The organism is Trinickia sp., from assembly GCF_057351765.1.
The window spans coordinates 137994-156905 of sequence record NZ_JBMRBK010000041.1 but is presented as its reverse complement, the minus strand read 5'-3'; the positions used below and the strand labels follow the sequence as shown (position 1 = coordinate 156905).

The window sequence follows — 18912 nt, the reverse complement described above, 5'->3', positions numbered from 1 at the left end:
GCTGCGCATAACCGAGCGGCAGATTCCTCGCGGCATCGAGCACCGGCAGCATCGAAGCCGGCGCGTCCGAGTCCACGCCGACGCGGGCCAGCTGAGTCAACCTCAGGTCCGCGCGCTCGAGGGCCGCTATCGATGCGAGATTGCGTTCGTAGCTGATCGCGAGGCACGCAGCCACAACGAGCGTGCCAAGGGCGATAGCGGCCCAAGTCGCCCGGCGCGCGACGCGCTGCCGGCGCGTCGACGGAAGCCGCCGGCCTGCGAGGCCTGCCTCGCGAAACACGACTTCACGCAAAAGCCGCTCGATGAAGTAGCCGCGCCGCCGGCCGCTGCGCTCGCCACGACTCTCGCAGGCGGCCGGCGGAGCCGCCGTGAAGTAGACGCCGCGCAGCATGGCGTCGTCCATGTACGGCGACGCACCGAACGCCTCCTGCAAAAAGCCGCGCAACGACTGACCGAGCGCAGCGAATCGCACGGGAAATCCGTAGATCGGCGCACTGAGCCCCGGTTCGCCGGACGACGGCAACGATTCGACGACTCGCGCCTGCAGCCGGCGCACGAGCGCATCGAACCGGCTGCCGAAAGATGCGAGCGGCGAGCCCGCGTCGCTATCGACCTCGAACGTCGTGCCCCACACCTGAGCCCGCGCTCCCTCGTCCAGCGATTCAAAAAACGGCTCGAAACCCGGTAGCCGGTCGCATCGCGTCACGACGACATAAACCGGAAAGCGAATGCCGAATGTGCGATGCATCGCATCGATGCGCTCGCGTATCGATGCGGCCCGGCCCTCGCGCGCCGATGCGGCGCTGTCGTCCAGCCATCCTGCGTCGACCGTGACGATGGCGCCATCGATCGCGCGCATCCGCCGGGTTTGCCGGAGCTTGCGCAGCAACGCTTGCCAGCCGTCGTTCGCGTCGTCCCCGTGCGGCGAGGCTTCGATGAGGATCGCCTCGTTGGCGAGCCACCAGCGGTACGGCGCAAGATCGTCGTCGACCTCCGCAAGCGCACGCTCATGCGAAAATTCGAGCCCGCTCGCCTCCAGCATCGCGCTCTTGCCAGTGCCGTGCTCGCCGAGCACGAGATACCACGGCAGCTTGCGCGCGCGCCAACGGCCGGCGCCCGGCAACCCGTTGCCGCGGATCAGCGCGAGCGCGCGGCGAAAGCTGCGCTCGAGCGCCGCCCGCGTGCGTCTTGCCGTGTCGGCCGCGGCTGCATCGGCCTGCGCCTGGCTATCGTCCTGCGTTTCGTTGCGCGGCGCCTTGCGCACGATGCGTACATCGCGCAGGCATTGCACGAGCCAACGCCCGAGCGCGAATGCCGCCCAGCATGCGAAGAGCGCAACCACGAGCCACGCGCGTGCCGACGGGCTGGCAAACGGGGTGCGGCCGTTGTAGCCGACGCGCGGCGCCTGATGCCAAATCAGCGTGAGTCCGAGGAGCATCGCCAAGGCCGCAGCGAATGTACGCCAGCTCACGCGTTCAACTATGCGAGGGATCACTTTTCTCATCTCCGACAAGCGCGGCGGACACTGCCCGTCGCGCACTCATAAGGCCGCGCCCGGCGCAAGCACGGTGATGACGACACGCCTGTTGCGCGCGCGTCCCGCGGCGGAATCGTTCGACGCGATCGGATCGAGCGCGCCGCGTCCTTGCGCGAGAAAGCGCTCGGGCCTGCCTGCTTCTTCGCGCAGCAGCTCGACGACGGAGGACGCGCGTGCAAGCGAGAGCTGCCAGTTGCTTTGCCCGCTCGCAAGTGGTGGTCGATCGTCCGTGTGACCGACGACGATCACGCGATCCGCGGTGCCGTCGAGCGCCGCGCCGATACGCCGGATCAGCGGCACGTCGTCGGGCCGTACCGTCGCGCGTCCCGACGCAAAGACGCCATCGCTGAGCAGCGTGATGACGGCACGATCGGATGTTCCGCCCACCGTCACGCGTTGGCTGGCAATCTCGGGCGCGAGCAGCGCGCTCAGCCTCTCGCGCAAGGCGGTTTCAGTCACCGCGGGTGCAGCCCCAGGCTGCGGCGGTGCAGTGGCAAGACGCACGGAGCGCAGCGAATGAATCACGGGCTGCGCTTGCTCCTGCAGCCGGTGGTCGAATACGGCTCCCAGTGCGGCGAGAAAAACGAGTCCGCCCGATAGCGCCAGCGCCGTGCCGTTGACGTACCGCCGCCGCGGTAGCGGCGCATGATTGGCCTGCCATTGGGGCGAAAGCGGCGCGCGCGCACGGCCGCGTTCGGCCACGATGAGGCGGCGCAGTGTGTCCCGAACGCGCTCGAGTTCGGCGTGGCCGCGTGCCATCAATCGATAGCGCCCCGCCATGCCCAGCGACAAGATGACGAACAGCAGTTCGAGCGCATCGAGATGGCGTCGCGGCTCCTGCGAAAGCCCGTGCAGTATCGTGAAGAAGCGCTCGCCGCCCGACGCTTCGCCGAAAAACGTCACCAGCAGGCTTCTTGCGGCCCAGGCGCCACCGCCCCATGACGTTGCGGCAATCGTCTCGTCGATGAACGTGCACAGGCAGTAACGCGCGAGCGCAACGGTTTCTGCATCGATGCCTTTGGCGGTCGTTTCGTCGCCGAAGGTCTCGATCATCGCGGCGAGACGCGCGCGCAGCGGTTCCAGCGGATGGGCCGCGCGTGCGTCGCGCAGCGCAGCGCCTGCCTCGATGAGCGCGTGCGCGGCACCGACGAGCGGATTCAGCCCCGATGCGAGCGCTGCTCGACGATGGGCCTCGGATAACGGCAGCAACCCCGCATCGATACGCGTCTCTTGCGGCGCCACCTGTTTCTCGGCCGCCATCGTGGCGGCTCCGCTTTCGCCCGCAGCGGGCTCCAACGCGGGAGCCGGCGCCAGGCTCATATCCTCGATCATGGTCGAATCGCCCACAGCTGCACCTCCAAGCCAGGAAAGTCACCGGCGACATGCAGCGCTATTGCGGCCGATGCCACGATCTGCGGCCATGAGTCGTCGGACGTGTCGAGCGCGAAATAGCAATAGCCGGCGTGAAACGGCAATTGACGCGGCGCCACGGGCAATCTGCGCAAGGCGACACCCGGCAGTTGCAGATTGACCAGATCGTGAATCCGCTCGACCGGGCCCACTTTCGTTTGAGCTGGCAACGCCGTCGAGAGCGCTTCCGTCGCCATCTCCGCCTTCACCGCGAGCACGAACTCGGCGGTCTTCAGCAGCCGCGTATCGGGCACGCGCGCGATGCTGACGCCGAACTGCGATTGCTCGAGGCCGATCGCGACCGCCTGCGGCTCCATCACCAGACTGAGCGATCGACGCAGTTCGTCGGCGAGCGGCGCGAAGGTGTCGGCGAGCGCGTCGTGACGGTAAGGCGCAGGTATCGCCGCGCGGCGACCGCTCGCAGTGAAGCCCGCCAACTCGCCCGCCAGTTGCAGCAGTTCCTGAAAGAGTGCCTCGGGGTGCAGGCCCTTGACACTGGCGAGATGCCGCATGAGCGGCTCGTTGCGATTGACGAGCTGCAGCAGCAGAAAATCGGCGATCTCGGCCGCGCCGTTGGCCCCCGGCTGCGCGAGGCGCGCGGCCAATGCGTCGCCGCGCTGCCGAAGCATGCCGGCCAGCTCCTCGATCAACGCCGCCAGTCGGCCGGCGACGCGATAATCGAGGCACGGCGGCACATACCCGCGATCGAGCACGACGCCGTTCGCCTCGCTGCACTCGACGACACGCGCAACGCCGAGCACGGCATACGCCTGCGTCACGTCGTCGGCAAATGCGAGCGACAACCGCAGCTTGCCCACCTCCATCTCCGTGCCTTCGCGCGAGTCCTCGTTGTTGTCGACGACGACGCACGCTTCGCGGCGGTAGCGGGCATAGCTCTCGTCGGCCGTCTTCTGCTCGCTCGCCATCTCCGCCACGCCGGGCCGCCTGAGCGGCAGCGCCAGCACGACCAGCGCGTCGCGGCGCGTCTCGGGAACGTCGAGCGGCAGCGGCAACTCGTCGTCGAGCGGCAGCACGAATGCGGTTCCGTCGGGCATGATGCCCTCGCACGCCGTCAGCGCCACCTTGCCGAGGCCCAATTGCGCCTCGTCGATGGCGAGCTTCCAAAAACCCCACCCGTAGTGCCGCCGCGTGCCCCAGCGCGCATCGATCTGACTGAGCCAGTAGCGGTCTTGCTGCTGAAGATGCTGCTGTTGCAACAGCATGCCCTCGGACCAGACCACCCGGTTATTCCACGTCATGATGATCTCCGTTTCCTATCGCGTTCGGCGGCGGTCGTTCGTTTGCGCCCCCGAACATGCTCGTCGCGGCCTTCCAGACCGGACCCATCCAGCGCGTCACGAGTCCGCGTTTCGGCGCGGGACGAGCCGGTGTCGTATCGGCCAACGTCACCGCCGAACTGCCGAGCGTCGCCGTCAATTCGACGGCGCCCGCGCTGCCGAGCGTCACCGAGGCGCGCCACTTTGCATCGTCGATGCGTTCGTACGCCGCCACGATGGCGACGACGCGCGTCGCCGGATCGAGCAAACGCACGAGCGGCACCGTCTCGCCCGGGCTCACCGTGATCTCGGCGCGCCGCAGCAGCGCGCCCTCGAGCACGCGTGCATCGTGGTCGTACAGCTCGAAGAATGTCGCGCGATCGAGCGCATCTCTCGCACGCAACTCGTAGATCCGGACGATCACGGGCGTCGGACGACCTTCATCGTCGGGATTGAGTGTCGGCGACGCATGAATCGTCACGGAAAGCGTCGGCTGCGAGCGCGGAACGGGACTCGCACATCCCGCAAGAGCCGCCGAAATGACGATCGTCACCGCCTGCAGGCATCGCCGAGCGCTATTCATCTGCGCTCTCCCGTGCAGGCGTGGCGCGCTCGCAGACCGGCAGGCGAAAACCCTGACGCTGAGGCGGTGCGTGATCGGCGCGTGCCGCATTCGGCACCTCTCCGACGGCCCCACCCGTCGCAGGCGTGCCGAGCCCGAGCGGGTCGCGCGCGGCCACCACGGACGCGCCACGCGCGAGAAACGGCGAACCGGCCAACAGCCGCGATGTCGAGCGCAATGGATCGAGCGCGTCGACGCCTTCCGGAAGCGTTGAGGTCATGGCGGGCCTCATTTGATGGACGAGCCGTCGTCGGCCTCGTCCGGCGCGCTCGGCGATTCGGGCGACGCATTCGCGCCCGAGCCAGCCGAGCCGCCGCTGTTCAAGCCGACGATCGGCCCCGAAATCTGTACCCCGGCGGGGCTGATCGCGACGAAGCTCTCCCCGACCTTGAGCGTCAGCAACGCTCTCGCTTCGATGCAAACGGTCGCACCGCCCGAGATCGAAACGAGTTCGGCGCTCGCGGCGTAGGTCATGCCCGCTTTGTGGACCACGTTCGCCTCCGCCTGAAGCGACGCGCTGCCATCGACTTTCACGTTTTGCGAACCGATGACGCTCAGGTGTTGAGAGCCGACCTTCACCAATTGCTTGCCGCGCACGATCGTGTGCTGCGAGCCTCCCACCCACGTGAGGTCGTCCTTCTTGACGTAGGTATCGTGGCGGCCGCCGGTGTACAACAGCAGTTGCAGGTCCTTGTCGTTGAAGCGCACTTCGTTGCGCTCGGAACCTTCGATCGCCTTCGTCCGGATCGTGGAAACACCGCTGTTGGCGGGCAGCTGATACGGAGTCTCGTTCGTGCTGTTGTAAACGCTGCCGACGATGAGCGGGTGGTCGGGGTCGCCGTCGAGAAATGCGACCACCACTTCCTGCCCCACGCGAGGCACGAACATGGCACCCCATGCCTTGCCCGCCCAGCCCTGCGCCACGCGCACCCAGCATCGTTGCATGCGCTCGCTGTCTTTGGGCGGGTTGAACTGCTCCCAGTGGAACTGCACTTTCACCTGCACATAGGCGCTCGCAGCCGTCTGGTCGCCCTCGGGGGCGACGACGATCGCCGTTTGCAAGCCCGGATGCGGGAGCGGCGTGCGCCGTTGCGGCCGATACGGCCGGCCCTTGCTGATGGCGACGAACTCACAGTCGAACAGCGGCTCGGACGACGCGGCACCGGGCATCGATGCGAGCGCATCGATCGCGCCGAGTTCATACTCCGCTGCGACTACGAGATACTCCGCGTTTTGATCCGCGCGCGGGTAGCCCGTCAGCGAAAACGTCCCGCCGGGGTGCACTCCGCGCGCGCTGGCTCGGCCCACTGCACAGACGGCCTGAGCCTGGTGAGCCTCGACAAGCGTCTGAGCGTAGCGATGTCCGTCGCTTTGCGCGGCATAGCCGGGCGAATAGTCAGCGAGTACGTACGCACTGCGGCCCTCCTTCGACGACGCACGTGCGAGCAAGCCCTGGTTTTCGCTCGAGCGGGCTTTCTTGAAGTCGAACGCATTCACCTCGCTCGTGCCCGCCGCAAGCTCTTCTTCGAACGACCATCGATAGACCGACTCGCTCATCGGCTGTCCACCGGTCACCCACGGCTGGAACGAGATCGTCCCGTAGTTCGCGATCGGCTCGTGCGCGCTCGGCGCATCGGCGAGCACCAGGATGTCCTTACCGCCGCGATGTTCGAAGTAGTAGTAGATTCCTTCGCGCTCCAGCAGCCTGGAGAAGAAGTCGAAATCGGTCTCGCGGTACTGCGCGCAGTGCGCGAGCTTCGGATAGCTGGCGGTACATCGGCTTTCGTAATCGACGCTGTAGTCGTCGAGCAGTCTGCCGACGATCTCCGGCACCGACAGATCATGAAAAAAGCGGCAGTGCGCTCCGCGCGTGAGCAACCACAGGCGTGGGCGAACCGTCGCCTGGTAGCCGACCCGATGTGTGCCGCTCTCGTCGACACCGTAATCGACGAGGCCGACACGCGCGACGATCCCATTGAACTCGCGCATGCCGCCGACGGCCTCGATCGCGAGCGAGAGCGTCGTGCCGACGAGGTCATGGGTGCTGATATTGGCGGCATCGCTCGCGAGCTCGAGCTCGAATTCGAACGGCGTGGCGAGCGCTTCGCTTCCACGCATGCGGACCAGACGCAAGGTGTCGCCACCCACGCTGCTCTTGAGCTCGATCTCCATATCAGTGTCCGCCGCGGTTGAAATGTCGATTCATCGGTTTGGCGCCCGCCGATCCGGCGCTTACGGCACCATCGTGCGCAGGCTGCCCGCGAGGTCTATCGTGATCGCGCCCAGCCAGGTGCACATACATACGGACTCGTTCGTCAGGGCGGGAAATCCGCCCGCCAGTACATTCGGCGCGCCCGGCACCCAGGGCGCGACCGTCGCCGGCACACAGGGTGCGGGCGTGGGCGTGCCGAGCGCCGCCGCCGTCGCCGCGATGACCTCCGGATTCGTTGGCGCATTGCACATCCCGAACGTCGGAATGTTGATGAGCGGCTTCGAATCCATGATCGACGCGGCGGGGCGTCCTTCGACGATGACCCGCGCTTCCGGCAGCACGTTGAGCACCGAAGGCGCGAGACCGAACGAGCACTTCATCATTGCACCTGCAACGACTTGCTGAGCCATGAAAATTCTCCTTTCCCCAACCGAAGTCGGCTGTCGGTTTCGATCAGAAAAAAGTGCACCGAATCGCATCGTCGGCGACGGTCACCTCCACGCGCTCGATTCGCGTTCCGCCTCTTTGCCGCGCGAGCAGCGCCTGCCCGATTTCCGGCAACAGCCGTTGAGCGATGACTGCATCGACGAGACGCGCACCGCTGTCGTTTTCATCGCATCGTCCGACGATCCAGGTCACGACGCCTTCGTCGAAACTCAATGCAATGGCGTGCTGGCTAGCCATCTGGTCTTGCACGCGTGCAAGCTGAAGTCCGACGATCGTGCGCAGCGCCGCTTCATCGAGCGGGTAATACGGAATCGTCGTCATCCGGCCGAGCAGCGCCGGCGCGAATACGCGCAGCAACGGGGCGCGCAGCGTCGCCGCGAGATCCTGCTCAGAAGGCATGGACGTGGCATCGGCACAGGCGCGCATCATGAGTTCGGTTCCGACATTGCTGGTCAGCAGGATGAGCGTGTTGCGGAAATCGATCACCCGCCCTTCGCCGTCCTCCATCCAACCCTTGTCGAATACCTGATAGAACACCTCGTGCACGTCGCAATGCGCCTTCTCCACTTCGTCGAGCAGAATGACGCTATGCGGCCGGCGACGCACGGCCTCGGTCAGCACACCGCCCTCGCCATAGCCGACATATCCGGGCGGTGCGCCCTTCAACGTCGATACCGTATGCGCCTCCTGGTACTCGCTCATGTTGATCGTGATGAGGTTGTGCTCGCCCCCATAGAGCTCGCCGGCCAGCGCAAGCGCCGTTTCGGTTTTGCCGACGCCGGACGGTCCGGCGAGCAAAAACACGCCAACGGGACGGCCGGGACGGTTGAGTCCCGCGCGAGCGGTCTGAATGCAACGTGCGATGCGCGCTGTCGCGTGAGCTTGACCGACGATGCGCGCATCGAGGCGCCGTGCGAGATCGAGCAGCGTTTCGACTTCATCGCCCACCATGCGCCCCACTGGAATACCGGTCCAATCCTGGACGACGGCGGCCACCGCATGACGGTCCACGCACGCCATGACGAGCGGTGCGTCGCCTTGCGTGGCCCGCAGCTCGCGTTCCGCGCGGCCGAGCGCAACGAGCGCCTCCCGCTGTGTATGGGCGGCGTTGGGCTCGTGGGTTTCGTTCACGGCTTCGGCGTCAAACGATCCCGCTTCGACGGCCTCGACTGCTTCGATCTCTTCGGGCACTTTGGACAGATCGCAAAGGCGCCGATGCAGCTCGCGTATCGTCTCGACCAGCGCGCTTTCCCGCTGCCAACGAGCGGCGAGCGCCTCGGCGGTTGCCCGTTCCGCGGCGAGACGCTCGGCCACCGCCTTCGCACGCGCTTCGCGATCGGCACCCCAAGCCGTCTCGCGCTCGATCGACTCGCGCTCCGCTTCGAGTGCCGCGATGGTTTCGCGCGCATGTTCCAGCGCCGGCGGGGTGGCATGGTGACTCGCGGCGACACGGGCGCAAACGGTATCGATGAGGCTGACCGCCTTATCCGGCAATTGCCGATCGGCGATATAGCGGGCGCTCAGCGAGACGGCGGCATGCAGCGCTTCGTCGAGCACGAGCACGCCGTGATGTGCTTCCATCGCCGGCACGAGGCCGCGTAACATCGCGAGCGCCTTCGGCTCATCGGGCTCGCGTATGACGACCGGCTGAAAACGACGAACGAGCGCCGGGTCCTTTTCGATATACCGCTTGTATTCGGCCCAGGTGGTCGCCGCAATCGTGCGCAGCGTACCGCGCGCGAGCGCCGGCTTGAGCAGATTCGCCGCGTCGCCGGTGCCGGCGGCGCCGCCCGCGCCGATCAGCGTATGCGCCTCATCGATGAAAAGAATGACGGGTGGCCGAGCTTGCTGCGCCTCTTCGATCACCTGTCTCAAGCGCTGCTCGAACTCGCCCTTCATGCTCGCGCCGGCTTGCAGCAGCCCGACATCGAGCGCGCGCAGGCTCACGCCTCGCAAGGGCGGCGGCACGCTGCCCGACACGATGCGCTGGGCGAGCCCTTCGACGACCGCCGTCTTGCCGACACCCGCCTCCCCCGTGAGGATCGGGTTGTTCTGACGCCGCCGCAGCAAGATGTCGATGATCTGACGGACTTCGTCGCTGCGCCCGACGATCGGGTCGAGCTTGCCTTCGCGCGCAAACGCGGTGAAATCGACGGTATAGCGCGCGAGCGCCTGCTGCTTGCCCATCGGCGCCGGCGCGATCGCACCGCTCGCCTCCCCGGGCACCGCGTCGATGCACGTACCCGCTGCGCTGCCAGAGGCTTCCGGCGACTCCCGCAGGAGGGCGTCGAATTCGCCAGTCAACGCCTCGCAATCGATGCGTTTGAATTCCGGCGAAATGCCGACGAGATCGCGATGGAGCGACGGCGTCTTGAGCAATCCCACGAGCAGATGCCCCGTGCGTACTTCGTCGACGCCAAACAGCAGCGACGCGTAGACCCAGGCGCGCTCGACCGCTTCCTCGACACGCGGCGACAGATCGATGACACCATCGGCACCGCGCGGGAACGCGTCGAGTGCTTCGGTGAGATCGCGCGCCAGCGCCGCCCTGCCAAGACCGAAGCGGCGCACGATCCGATGCAGATCGGAGTCCTGGTCTTGCAGAATCTGGTGCAGCCAGTGCGCGAGTTCGACATTAGGATTGCCGCGCAGCTTGCAAAAGACGGTGCCGCTCTCGATCGTGCGATAGGCCAGCGTGCCAAGCTTGCCGAAAAGCGCCACCCGACGAATTTCTGCCATTACGAATCCCCTCAATGTGAGCACGGCGTTGCAACGTCGCCGCGAAAGTGCAGCGACGGCGAACCGCCGCGCGACGCGGAACGCGACCGGCCAAGCCAGGTCTCGCGCGCAAGACGTGTGTTTCGCGCAAGACGCATGGGTACCGGCACATCGGCGTTCAAGCGGATCTCGACATCCCAGTCGAGCATGCCGCCGGTATAAAGACGAACCCATTCGACGAGTTCGGCGAACTGGGGCGTGCCCGGCTCCAGCACCCGGCGCGTCGCATCGTCGACGGGACCCATGACGATGCGCACCCCATGCTGACGGTCCCAGATACGGCGTCCGAGCAGATGTCCTTGTCCGAGCGAGACCGCGGCTCGCGACCCCAATGGCGCCAACGCCTCATCGGGCAATGCGACCCACCGGCCCGCGAACTGCTCGATCGAAACGGGTACGCCGAAGTACGTGGCGAGCAATGTCGCGAGCCCGCTCGCATGCCGCGTTCGCCCGGTCAGCAAGCCCCCGAAGTAAAGCAACGCCCGGGCATCGAGACGCGTGCCGTCGCGCCGCGTCGCGCGGCCGAACCCGGCAAGGCTTCCGACGCTGCGCGCGAACGCGTCGTCGTCCGGACGATCGAGTGCAATCACGGGTTCGCTCGCCACGCGGGCCCGATAAAGCAGGCTCAGCATCCGATGATGAAAGACGTCGAGAAATGCGGTCCATGTCGCATCGCCGGCGCGCAACCAGCGCTCTCGAACGTACTCGGTGAAATGCAGCGGCATGGGTCCTTGCGGACCGAGCAATCCCGTGTTGACTGCCACACGCGGAACGCCGCCCGCGGGGGACACGCCCGCTCCGGTGATTTCCTTGCCGCGAAACGCGAGATCGGCGTTCTGACTGAGCCTCAGCGGTTCGTCGGCCACGCGCAGTGCGCGACCGATACGCGGCTTGTCGCGGTAGGCCGCCTCGATGAGGCGCAGCGCCGCGATGAACTCGAAGCGCGCCGCGGCGGCGCCGATGCGGCGCATCGTCGTCAGAGGATCGCGCATTGTCCGACTCTCGGCACCCATCGCATCACTTCGCCGCGGCCGGCCGTGCGCACGACCGTCTCGGTGAAATGGTTGATGGACACATAAAAGGCGAAGAACGCCTGCAACACCGCACCGAAGAGAAAACCGCCCTCATAGGCAAACGGCGAATCGGCGAACTCGACCGCGATCTCGAGGCCGCGGCCGAAGGCGGTCGGCCCGGCTATCGGTAGACGGCGCGTCACGGGCCGCGCACTCAGGCGCTCGATCGACATGATCTGGCGCTTCGCGACGTCATCGTCCTGCCTGCAATGCAGGCTCAGCAGATCGCGCAGTGCGCGCGCCCTTGCCTCCGCCGCCGAGCGGTCGTCGTCGAAGCCGAGGTTCTCGGTCAGCGGGAGGTAGTTGGCCGATAGTCCATCGACGAGACGCCAAACCACATCGTCGTTTTGCGCGAGCGCGCCGCGCGGTTCGCTCGGCCCGGCGATGCAACGCACGGACTCGACCGGCATGGGCTCGCCACACACGAAATCGGTCGCCCCCGCACCCACGCGCATGCGCAACGGCAGGTCCCGGTTCGTGCACAGTGCGTTTACCCCGAGCTGATGCAAGTCGATCGGCAGGTGTTGCTCCGCGCCGTCGACGAGCGCGATATAGACTTCGCTGCCGACGTAACGCGATCGAGTCCCGAGCCGGCGCTCCTGCTCCGATGGCAGCCGCGTTTCGCGCCGCACCTGGTAGTACGCGCCGTCGCGCCCCGCTTCGCCGCCGCGCACGCGATAAAGCGGATCGAAGCGCCTCGGCTCCATCGCACCCATGCGATAGCCGTCGACGCCGACGATCGAGTGGATTTCGAAATCGATCGGTCGCGTGCGATCCGCCACGACGTGATATTCGAACTGCTCGTCGGTCACCCAGATGCGGTCGGTCCTGCGCTCGAAGAGATTGACCGCCGGCGTGCAGTACAGCGCGAACTGCGAGGTATCGATCGTCGATTCGAGCGTCGAGTCGTGCGCATCGAGCAAGAGGACGAGTTCGAACGCCGTCCCGTCGCAACTGCGCAGCGCCTGACGCAGGCCTTGCAGCTCGACGAACAAGAAGCGCTGGGCAAACGCGAAGTACTCCTGCAACAAGCGGAAACCCGAAAACGATTGAGGGGCATTCGGCAGCAGCGCCTGTTCGTCGGACAAACCCGTCGGGACCACGCAATTCGCCGGCAACACCGCGCAAGGTACCGACGAGCCGACCGGCACGACATACGCGCCGACGACATGGCCCGTCAATTGCTCGTAGATGCGTACGGCTGCGTTGTCGCTTCCGCGCAAGTAGATCGGCAGGGTATCCAGGGGCAACGCGCTCACCGCGTCCACGCCATGTGCTTGAAACCGCAGATGCAGTGCCGCGCGCGGCCGCGGCGATCGGGCCCCGGAGACGTGGCCAAGCGCCCCGCTGTCGGGCGCATAACGCGCGTGGACGAGCTCGAGGGGCCACAGCGTCAGTTCGTGTGCGCTCCGATATTCGCATCGCGTCGTGTCGTGCTTGTCGAGCTGTCCGACGAGCGGTGTGTGCCGCGGCACGCGAACCCCGCGGGCGAGACTCGGGTGCGAAAAGTCGGGCGCGAATTGCGCGACGACCATCGACGGAATTGGCGCGAGATACTGCGGAAACAACACTTCCATCAAATGCTGCGCGAAGCGGGGATACTGCGCGTCGAGCCGCATCTGCACCCTGGCCGCCAGGAAGCTGAAGCCTTCGAGCAGACGCTCGACATAGGGGTCGGCACACTCGAAGCGCTCGAGGCCGAGCCGTGCGGCGACCTTCGGAAACGCCTGCGCAAACTCGGCGCCCATCTCGCGCAGATGCGCGAGTTCCTGGCTGTAGTACTTGAGCAGGACGGGATTCATCGCGCGCTCGATCCGTCGAGTCCGCGCACGCTGACATCGCCGTCCTCGACATCGAGTTCGGTGCGGAAATAAAGGCGTTCAGGATAGGGCTGCATCCAAAGGTCGCCCTCGATCAGGAAGGCCATTGCGCTCGGACGCGTGCGCTCCTCGTCAGGCAATGCGCGAACCCGTACGCTATCGCTGACGATTCTCGGCTCGAACGAACGAATCGCCTCGGCGATCCAATCCGATATCTCGTTCGAGTCGAGATTCGACAGCGCCTTGCCTGTGAAATCAGGCAAGCCATAGTTCAACACGGTGCGACCCATCGCCGAGCAGCCATCGCCACGCTTGGGCTCGTAGCCAGGGAGTCTCGTTGCGTTGAGGAGATTGGATAAATCGCGGAGCACGCCGCGGCGCAATTGCTTTGCCGAAACCACGCGCCGCTCGCGAGCCTCGAACGGGTTCGACGGTGCATCGTCGGTCAGCCGGTCCAGCAGTGCCGGCTGCAGACGGTCCTTCGCTGTGAGTTCGGCCATGAGTGACAAGGTCCATGAGGTGGAAGGCCGCGGCCCGCGCGGGAGCCGCGGCAAGACGAACGCGGGACCGCCAGCCGAAGCCGGCGGCGCAGACGTTGCTAAATCAGAGCTTCGTCTTCTTCGTGGTGCGGTTGTAGTCGAACGGAATTGCGGCCCCGAGCGTACCCTTGTCGGTCTGCTGCGGACGGTAGTCGATATGCATCGTCTCGAAGACGAGCGACACGTTCTCGATCATTTCATCCGTCGAGCCATCGCTTCCCGTGGTGTAGGTCGCAACGAAGACGTTCGTCAGGTCCACCGTCAGGAATACTTCCGGCGCTTCCGCACCGGTCGATTTGCGCATCTCGAGCTTGGCCGTCTTGAAGTGCGAGCCGGTGGTCAAGTACTTCATGATGATCGGCGAACCCGCACAGAACTGCTTCTGGAAGTTGATGCCGCTCACCTGCGCCGTACTTGCCGACAAACCGCCATCGGACCGGTCCTGGGGATAATTGCTCATCCCCCAGTTCCAGTTCATGACGTTGAGCGCGGCCTTCTCTTCGCCGGACTCGCCCTTGATCCCGTCCAGCAGGATCGTGATACCGTTATCTGCCATCTTTCAACTCCTTGAGGTCTTTCGACCATACTGAATTCCCGCGAACCTCAGGCTCGCGGGTGCTTATCGAGGCCTTCCCGGCGCGATGCGCCGGCCTCGTCAAGCCCCTCCTTCGACAGAAGGCAGCTTGCTGACCAGCCGCAGCGAGACTGTCAGACCCTCGAGCTGGTAATGCGGACGCAGGAAGAACTTCGCGGTGTAATACCCGGCATTCCCCTCGACTTCGTCGACCACGACACTCGCCTCGGCCAGCGGCCGGCGCGACTTCGTCTCGTTCGACGAGTGCTCGGGGCTGCCGTCCACGTAATGAATCACCCAGTCGGATAACCACCGCTGCATGTCTTCCCGGCTCTTGAACGAGCCGATCTTGTCGCGCACGATGCACTTCAGGTAGTGCGCAAACCGGTTGCAGGCGAACAGGTAAGGCAGCCGTGCGGCAAGGCTCGCATTCGCGGTCGCCACCGGATCGTCGAATTCGGCGGGCTTGTGCAGCGACTGCGCACCGATGAACGCCGCCATGCCCGAGTTCTTCATGTGTACGAGCGGCAGGAAACCCGCCTTCGAGAGCTCGGCTTCGCGACGATCGCTGACGGCGATTTCCGTCGGGCAGGTCGAGGCCATCCCGCCTTCGTCGCTCGGGAAGATGTGAACAGGCAGATCGTCGACGGCGCCGCCCGACTCGATACCGCGAATGCGGGTACACCAGCCGTAGTGCTTGAACGAGCGGTTGATGTTGGCAGCCATCGCATAGGCGGAGTTCGCCCATACGTAGCGGCTGCTGTCGCCGTCGGCCGTGTCTTCCTCGAAATCGAAAGAATCGACGGGGTTCGACTTCGCGCCATACGGCGCTCGCGCCAGAAAACGCGGCAGCGTCAATCCGATGTAGCGGGAATCCTCCGATTCGCGCAGTGCCCGCCATCCGGCGTGCTCCGGCGTCTCGAACAGTTTCGCGATGTCGCGCGGATTGGCGAGCTCTCCCCACGATTCCATCAGCATCACGGAAGGCGCCGCGGCTGCGATGAAAGGCGCGTGCGACGCAGCGCAAATCTTCGCCATCTGGCTCAGCAGGTCGACATCGGGGCCGCTGTTGTCGAAGTAGTAATCGGCCACGATCGCACCGTACGGATGACCGCCGAATTGGCCGTACTCTTGTTCATAAAGCTTCTTGAAGAGCGGGCTCTGATCCCATGCCGAACCCTTGTACTTGCGCAGCGTGCGGTACAGCTCGGTCTTCGATACGTTCATCACGCGGACCTTGAGCTGCTCGTCGCTTTCGGTGTTGCTGACCAGGTAGTGCAACCCGCGCCATGCGCTTTCGACTTTCTGGAAGGCCTCGCAATGCAGAATCTCGTTGATCTGTTCGGTGAGCTTCTTGTCGATCGCTGCCACCAGCGCTTCGACGGTGTTCATCACGTCCGTGGAGACGAGTGCGGTGTCCGCGAGCGCATGTTCGGCCAAGGTCCGCACAGCGTTTTCGATGGCCTCTTGCGCCTTGTCGGTCTTCGGCTTGAACTCCTGCTGCAAAAGCCGGGAGAAGTCGCCGGCCTCGATCGTCTCGGTGACGGTCTGCTGCGAGGCGTTCTGCTCTACAGTACTGACGTCTGTCATGACTGAATTCCTTTAAAAGATTGCGTTCAGGCGGCGGGACTATCGGCCTCGGCCTGTCCCTCGGGCTTGGGCTCGTCGAGCTTGGGCTCATCGGGCTTGGGCTCGTCGGACTTGGCGGCGAGTGCACGCATCAGATCCGGATCGGCAAGCAGCTTGGCCACGAGGTCTTCGGCGCCGACCTTGCCGTCCATGTAACGAAGCAGATTGGCGAGATGGCCTCGCGCCTCGTAGAGCCGGCGCAGCGGCTCGATATTGCGAGCGAGCGCCTCGGGGGAAAAATCGTCGATCGACCCAAACGTCAGATCGATGCCGAGATGGCCCTCGCCCGTCAACGTGTTTGGCACCGTCGCGGCAACACGCGGCTTGATCGCTTTCATGCGCTCGTCGAAGTTGTCGGTATCGAACTCGAGAAACTCGCGCTCGGCGACAGACGGCAAAGGCTCGACCGATTGTCCCGACAGTTCCGCCATGACGCCCATGACGAACGGCAGCGAAACCTTTTTTTCGGCGCCGTTGATTTCGACGTCGTACTCGATTTGCACACGCGGCGGGCGCGTACGTGCAAGAAACTTCTGACTGCTTTCCTTGGCCATTGAATCGATCTCCATAAGAGTGAGTGGACCGGACGAAGCGCAGGCGCTACTGCGACTCGATACCGGCTAAGTGCTTGACTTCGCCCAGACCCGCGGGCGACAGGTCGCTCACGATCTCGATGAAACTCAGATTGACCAGGCGTCGTGCACGCTGCAGCAACAACGGCACCGGGCTGCCAGGCTCGTTTTGCTCGTAATACGCACATAGGCGGTCGAGCATGCGTACGACATCGACCCGATTGACGATGTCGTGCGATGTGGCCGTCGAGGCGGCGCTTGCCGTTTCGTTCGCGTCCGCCACGACGACCGGACGCCCGGGATGGCGGACGAGGCGCTCCTGCACCGCCGCGGCGGCGCGGCGCAACAGTTGGTGAAGACGGTTCAGACTGATGGCATGACTAGGCCCGACAAACGCGGTCAACAGGGTGTCGATCTTCGCCATGCGCTCGCATGCCGTCGCCAGCATGAGCTGAGTCGCGCTCAACGCGTCGAACGGACACGCTGCGAAAGCAGCCTCGATTTCGGCTGCATCGGCCGGCTTTGCGTCCGGCGGTGCCGCCCATTCGCCGGCGGCAATATCGAGGTCGCGCAGGCTGAACGCCTCATGCATCGACGATTGAACGAGCGGCGCGGTATGAACCTCGCGCACGAGTCCGGCCTGATCGTCGAGCGCGACGAGAATGTTGATGCGTGCGGTCGGATCGTTGCCATCGTCGGAGTCCAACCTCGGGTGAAAGTGGTCCCAATGGCGCGCGAGCAAGCCCTCGATCAGCGCCAGCCCCGCCTCCAGGCCCGCGAATCCCGACAGCGATTGCAAGGCGCGCGTGAGCCATACGGCCAGTCGCAGATCGTGGCTTTGCGAGAACAGCGATGCGCAACGCGTCTTGACTGCTTTCCAGTCCGGCTCGACAGCCTCGAGATGCATCCGGCCGTACTGAACATCCGGCGAGCCCTCGACGAGACGCGCCAGCTCGACGTATTCAGGCGAATACTCGAGATCGGCACCGCATGGCGCCTCGGAAGAAACATCCGCCAACATTGCATCGATATCGAGCAGGGACATGGTTCTCAACGTACGCATCGGAAGAAAGGGGTGAGCGCGTCGACATGTCGGATGTGCATTGCATGGCGTGTCGCGATCTGTGAGCCATTGTTCTCGGTTTGCTTGGCCCTGCCCTTGCGAAACTTCTCAAAATGAACCGCGCTCACGCGGTGCGATGGCCAGGAAAGTTCGTACACGCCCTAACGCCAGGAGGGCAGCGCCCATGCGGGATTGGCTTCAACGCGGAATCCATCCCGTCTGATATCTCGCAACAGGCGTTGCAGTTCGGGCTGGCTCGCAGCGACACGGTGCTCGGCGCGGCGAAACCCGCTCGCGGCATGCGGAATGAAGAAGATCAACGGATAGTCGATTTCGCCGAGCGCGAAGCCGCCGTAGTCGCCATGCATGACGACATCGTTACCCGGTCGGCATACCGCGTTGAGCCTTCGCCGAATGCGGTCGACGGCAAAGGAGATGTTGCCCAGATGCGGATCGCCCATCGCCGCCGCGATGCGTTGACGCTCCGCATCGTTCGCGAACACGAGCGCCGCTTGATGCGCCAGTTGTCTTACGGCACCACCGATCTTCGGCGACACGAATGTCGCCCGAGGCATGGGACGGTCGTTCACGCCGGGGCTCGCGAGACTCGCGTGCGGAAAGACGCACCAGAGGTCGTAGTCGCCGCAGACGGCGTCCCTGTCGCGCACAGCGCGGCCGGCGGCGCGTGGATTCGTCAGCCCGTAAAGCGGCTCGCAGCCTTTCGCCGCGAGCGCGTCGAGCGCCGTGCGTCCGACCGGCAGATCTTTGGCAAGACGCGCCCGCGCAAGCGCGGGGGATAGCGGAGCATCGGGCCGATACCAGACGCTCCACTTCGCGGTGCCTTCCGTTGGGACAAGAAAAAAGGAACGCGTATCGCCCGCGCCGCCCTGTCGTGCCGTGACCTCGACGAGCGACGCGCTTGCAGCCGATGCAGCGCCCGAGACCGAACGCTCGATCACCCCTCTTGCGAACAATGTCGAAAGCCGCGAAGCCGAGATGACGAGCGGCACGGCGCCCACGCCGGCCGCCACGGCCTGGAGGACGGCTGCCTCCTGCTTTGCGAGGGACTGCGACGCCTTCGTGAAACGCGGATCGAGCGCGACAAAACCCGCCATCGGTCCCCAGTCGCACGTCTTCGCCTTGATGTGAAAGCCCTTCGCCGCGTAGCCCTCCATCATCAAATCGGTGCACAGCGGGTTCAACTCGCGAGACGCAATGACCATGCGCAACTCGATGCTGACCTGCTTGAACGACTCGACGTGCCGAGGGTGAAATCCCGCGGTCGCATCGTATTCCGGAAATAGACTCATTGCCTTCCCCATTCGATTTATCGAAGTCAAGGGAAAGCATTGGAAATCA

The 18912-nt window shown here is 65.1% G+C and carries 16 protein-coding genes; all 16 read right to left on the bottom strand.

Going from position 1 to position 18912, the window contains the following annotated elements:
* Window positions 1–1438 (bottom strand): type VI secretion protein IcmF/TssM N-terminal domain-containing protein (locus ACO1XS_RS11830; RefSeq protein WP_486390766.1); only part of this gene is annotated, 1438 nt, incomplete at its 3' end.
* Window positions 1439–1540: 102 nt separating this feature from the next.
* A complete protein-coding gene (gene icmH / locus ACO1XS_RS11825) occupies window positions 1541–2884 on the bottom strand; it encodes a type IVB secretion system protein IcmH/DotU (protein WP_486390765.1) in 1344 nt (447 codons plus the stop codon).
* On the bottom strand, window positions 2866–4206 hold the full coding sequence (gene tssK, locus ACO1XS_RS11820) for a type VI secretion system baseplate subunit TssK (RefSeq protein WP_486390764.1): 1341 nt from the start codon (window positions 4204–4206) through the stop codon (window positions 2866–2868). The genes icmH and tssK overlap by 19 nt, the downstream gene beginning before the upstream one ends.
* Window positions 4193–4807, bottom strand: coding sequence for a type VI secretion system lipoprotein TssJ (gene tssJ, locus ACO1XS_RS11815; RefSeq protein ID WP_486390763.1), 615 nt, complete (start codon window positions 4805–4807; stop codon window positions 4193–4195). Before tssJ ends, tssK begins: the two co-directional genes overlap by 14 nt.
* Complete coding sequence (locus ACO1XS_RS11810) at window positions 4800–5066, bottom strand: hypothetical protein (protein ID WP_486390762.1); 267 nt, start codon at window positions 5064–5066, stop codon at window positions 4800–4802. Before ACO1XS_RS11810 ends, tssJ begins: the two co-directional genes overlap by 8 nt.
* 8 nt (window positions 5067–5074) lie before the next feature.
* Window positions 5075–7018 carry a type VI secretion system Vgr family protein gene (locus ACO1XS_RS11805; RefSeq protein ID WP_486390761.1) on the bottom strand — a complete coding sequence of 648 codons (1944 nt, stop codon included), beginning with the start codon at window positions 7016–7018 and terminating at the stop codon, window positions 5075–5077.
* A gap of 60 nt (window positions 7019–7078) precedes the next feature.
* On the bottom strand, window positions 7079–7468 hold the full coding sequence (locus ACO1XS_RS11800; protein ID WP_331566975.1) for a DUF4280 domain-containing protein: 390 nt from the start codon (window positions 7466–7468) through the stop codon (window positions 7079–7081).
* Between the two features lie 43 nt (window positions 7469–7511).
* Window positions 7512–10244 (bottom strand): type VI secretion system ATPase TssH, encoded by a 2733-nt coding sequence (gene tssH / locus ACO1XS_RS11795; protein ID WP_486390760.1) that lies wholly within the window; start codon window positions 10242–10244, stop codon window positions 7512–7514.
* Window positions 10245–10255: 11 nt separating this feature from the next.
* Complete coding sequence (gene tssG, locus ACO1XS_RS11790; RefSeq protein ID WP_486390759.1) at window positions 10256–11275, bottom strand: type VI secretion system baseplate subunit TssG; 1020 nt, start codon at window positions 11273–11275, stop codon at window positions 10256–10258.
* Complete coding sequence (gene tssF / locus ACO1XS_RS11785; RefSeq protein WP_486390758.1) at window positions 11260–13158, bottom strand: type VI secretion system baseplate subunit TssF; 1899 nt, start codon at window positions 13156–13158, stop codon at window positions 11260–11262. Before tssF ends, tssG begins: the two co-directional genes overlap by 16 nt.
* A complete protein-coding gene (gene tssE / locus ACO1XS_RS11780) occupies window positions 13155–13676 on the bottom strand; it encodes a type VI secretion system baseplate subunit TssE (protein WP_331571064.1) in 522 nt (173 codons plus the stop codon). Before tssE ends, tssF begins: the two co-directional genes overlap by 4 nt.
* Window positions 13677–13779: 103 nt before the next feature.
* On the bottom strand, window positions 13780–14271 hold the full coding sequence (locus ACO1XS_RS11775) for an Hcp family type VI secretion system effector (protein ID WP_331571066.1): 492 nt from the start codon (window positions 14269–14271) through the stop codon (window positions 13780–13782).
* Window positions 14272–14370: 99 nt separating this feature from the next.
* Window positions 14371–15879, bottom strand: a complete 1509-nt coding sequence (gene tssC, locus ACO1XS_RS11770) for a type VI secretion system contractile sheath large subunit (protein WP_331571068.1) — start codon at window positions 15877–15879, stop codon at window positions 14371–14373.
* Between the two features lie 26 nt (window positions 15880–15905).
* Window positions 15906–16472: a type VI secretion system contractile sheath small subunit gene (tssB, locus tag ACO1XS_RS11765; protein WP_331571070.1), complete on the bottom strand. Its 567-nt coding sequence runs from the start codon at window positions 16470–16472 to the stop codon at window positions 15906–15908.
* 46 nt (window positions 16473–16518) lie between these two features.
* Window positions 16519–17535: a type VI secretion system protein TssA gene (gene tssA, locus ACO1XS_RS11760; RefSeq protein WP_486390770.1), complete on the bottom strand. Its 1017-nt coding sequence runs from the start codon at window positions 17533–17535 to the stop codon at window positions 16519–16521.
* A gap of 179 nt (window positions 17536–17714) precedes the next feature.
* A complete protein-coding gene (locus ACO1XS_RS11755) occupies window positions 17715–18863 on the bottom strand; it encodes an anthrax toxin-like adenylyl cyclase domain-containing protein (protein ID WP_486390757.1) in 1149 nt (382 codons plus the stop codon).
* Between the last annotated feature and the right edge of the window lie 49 nt (window positions 18864–18912).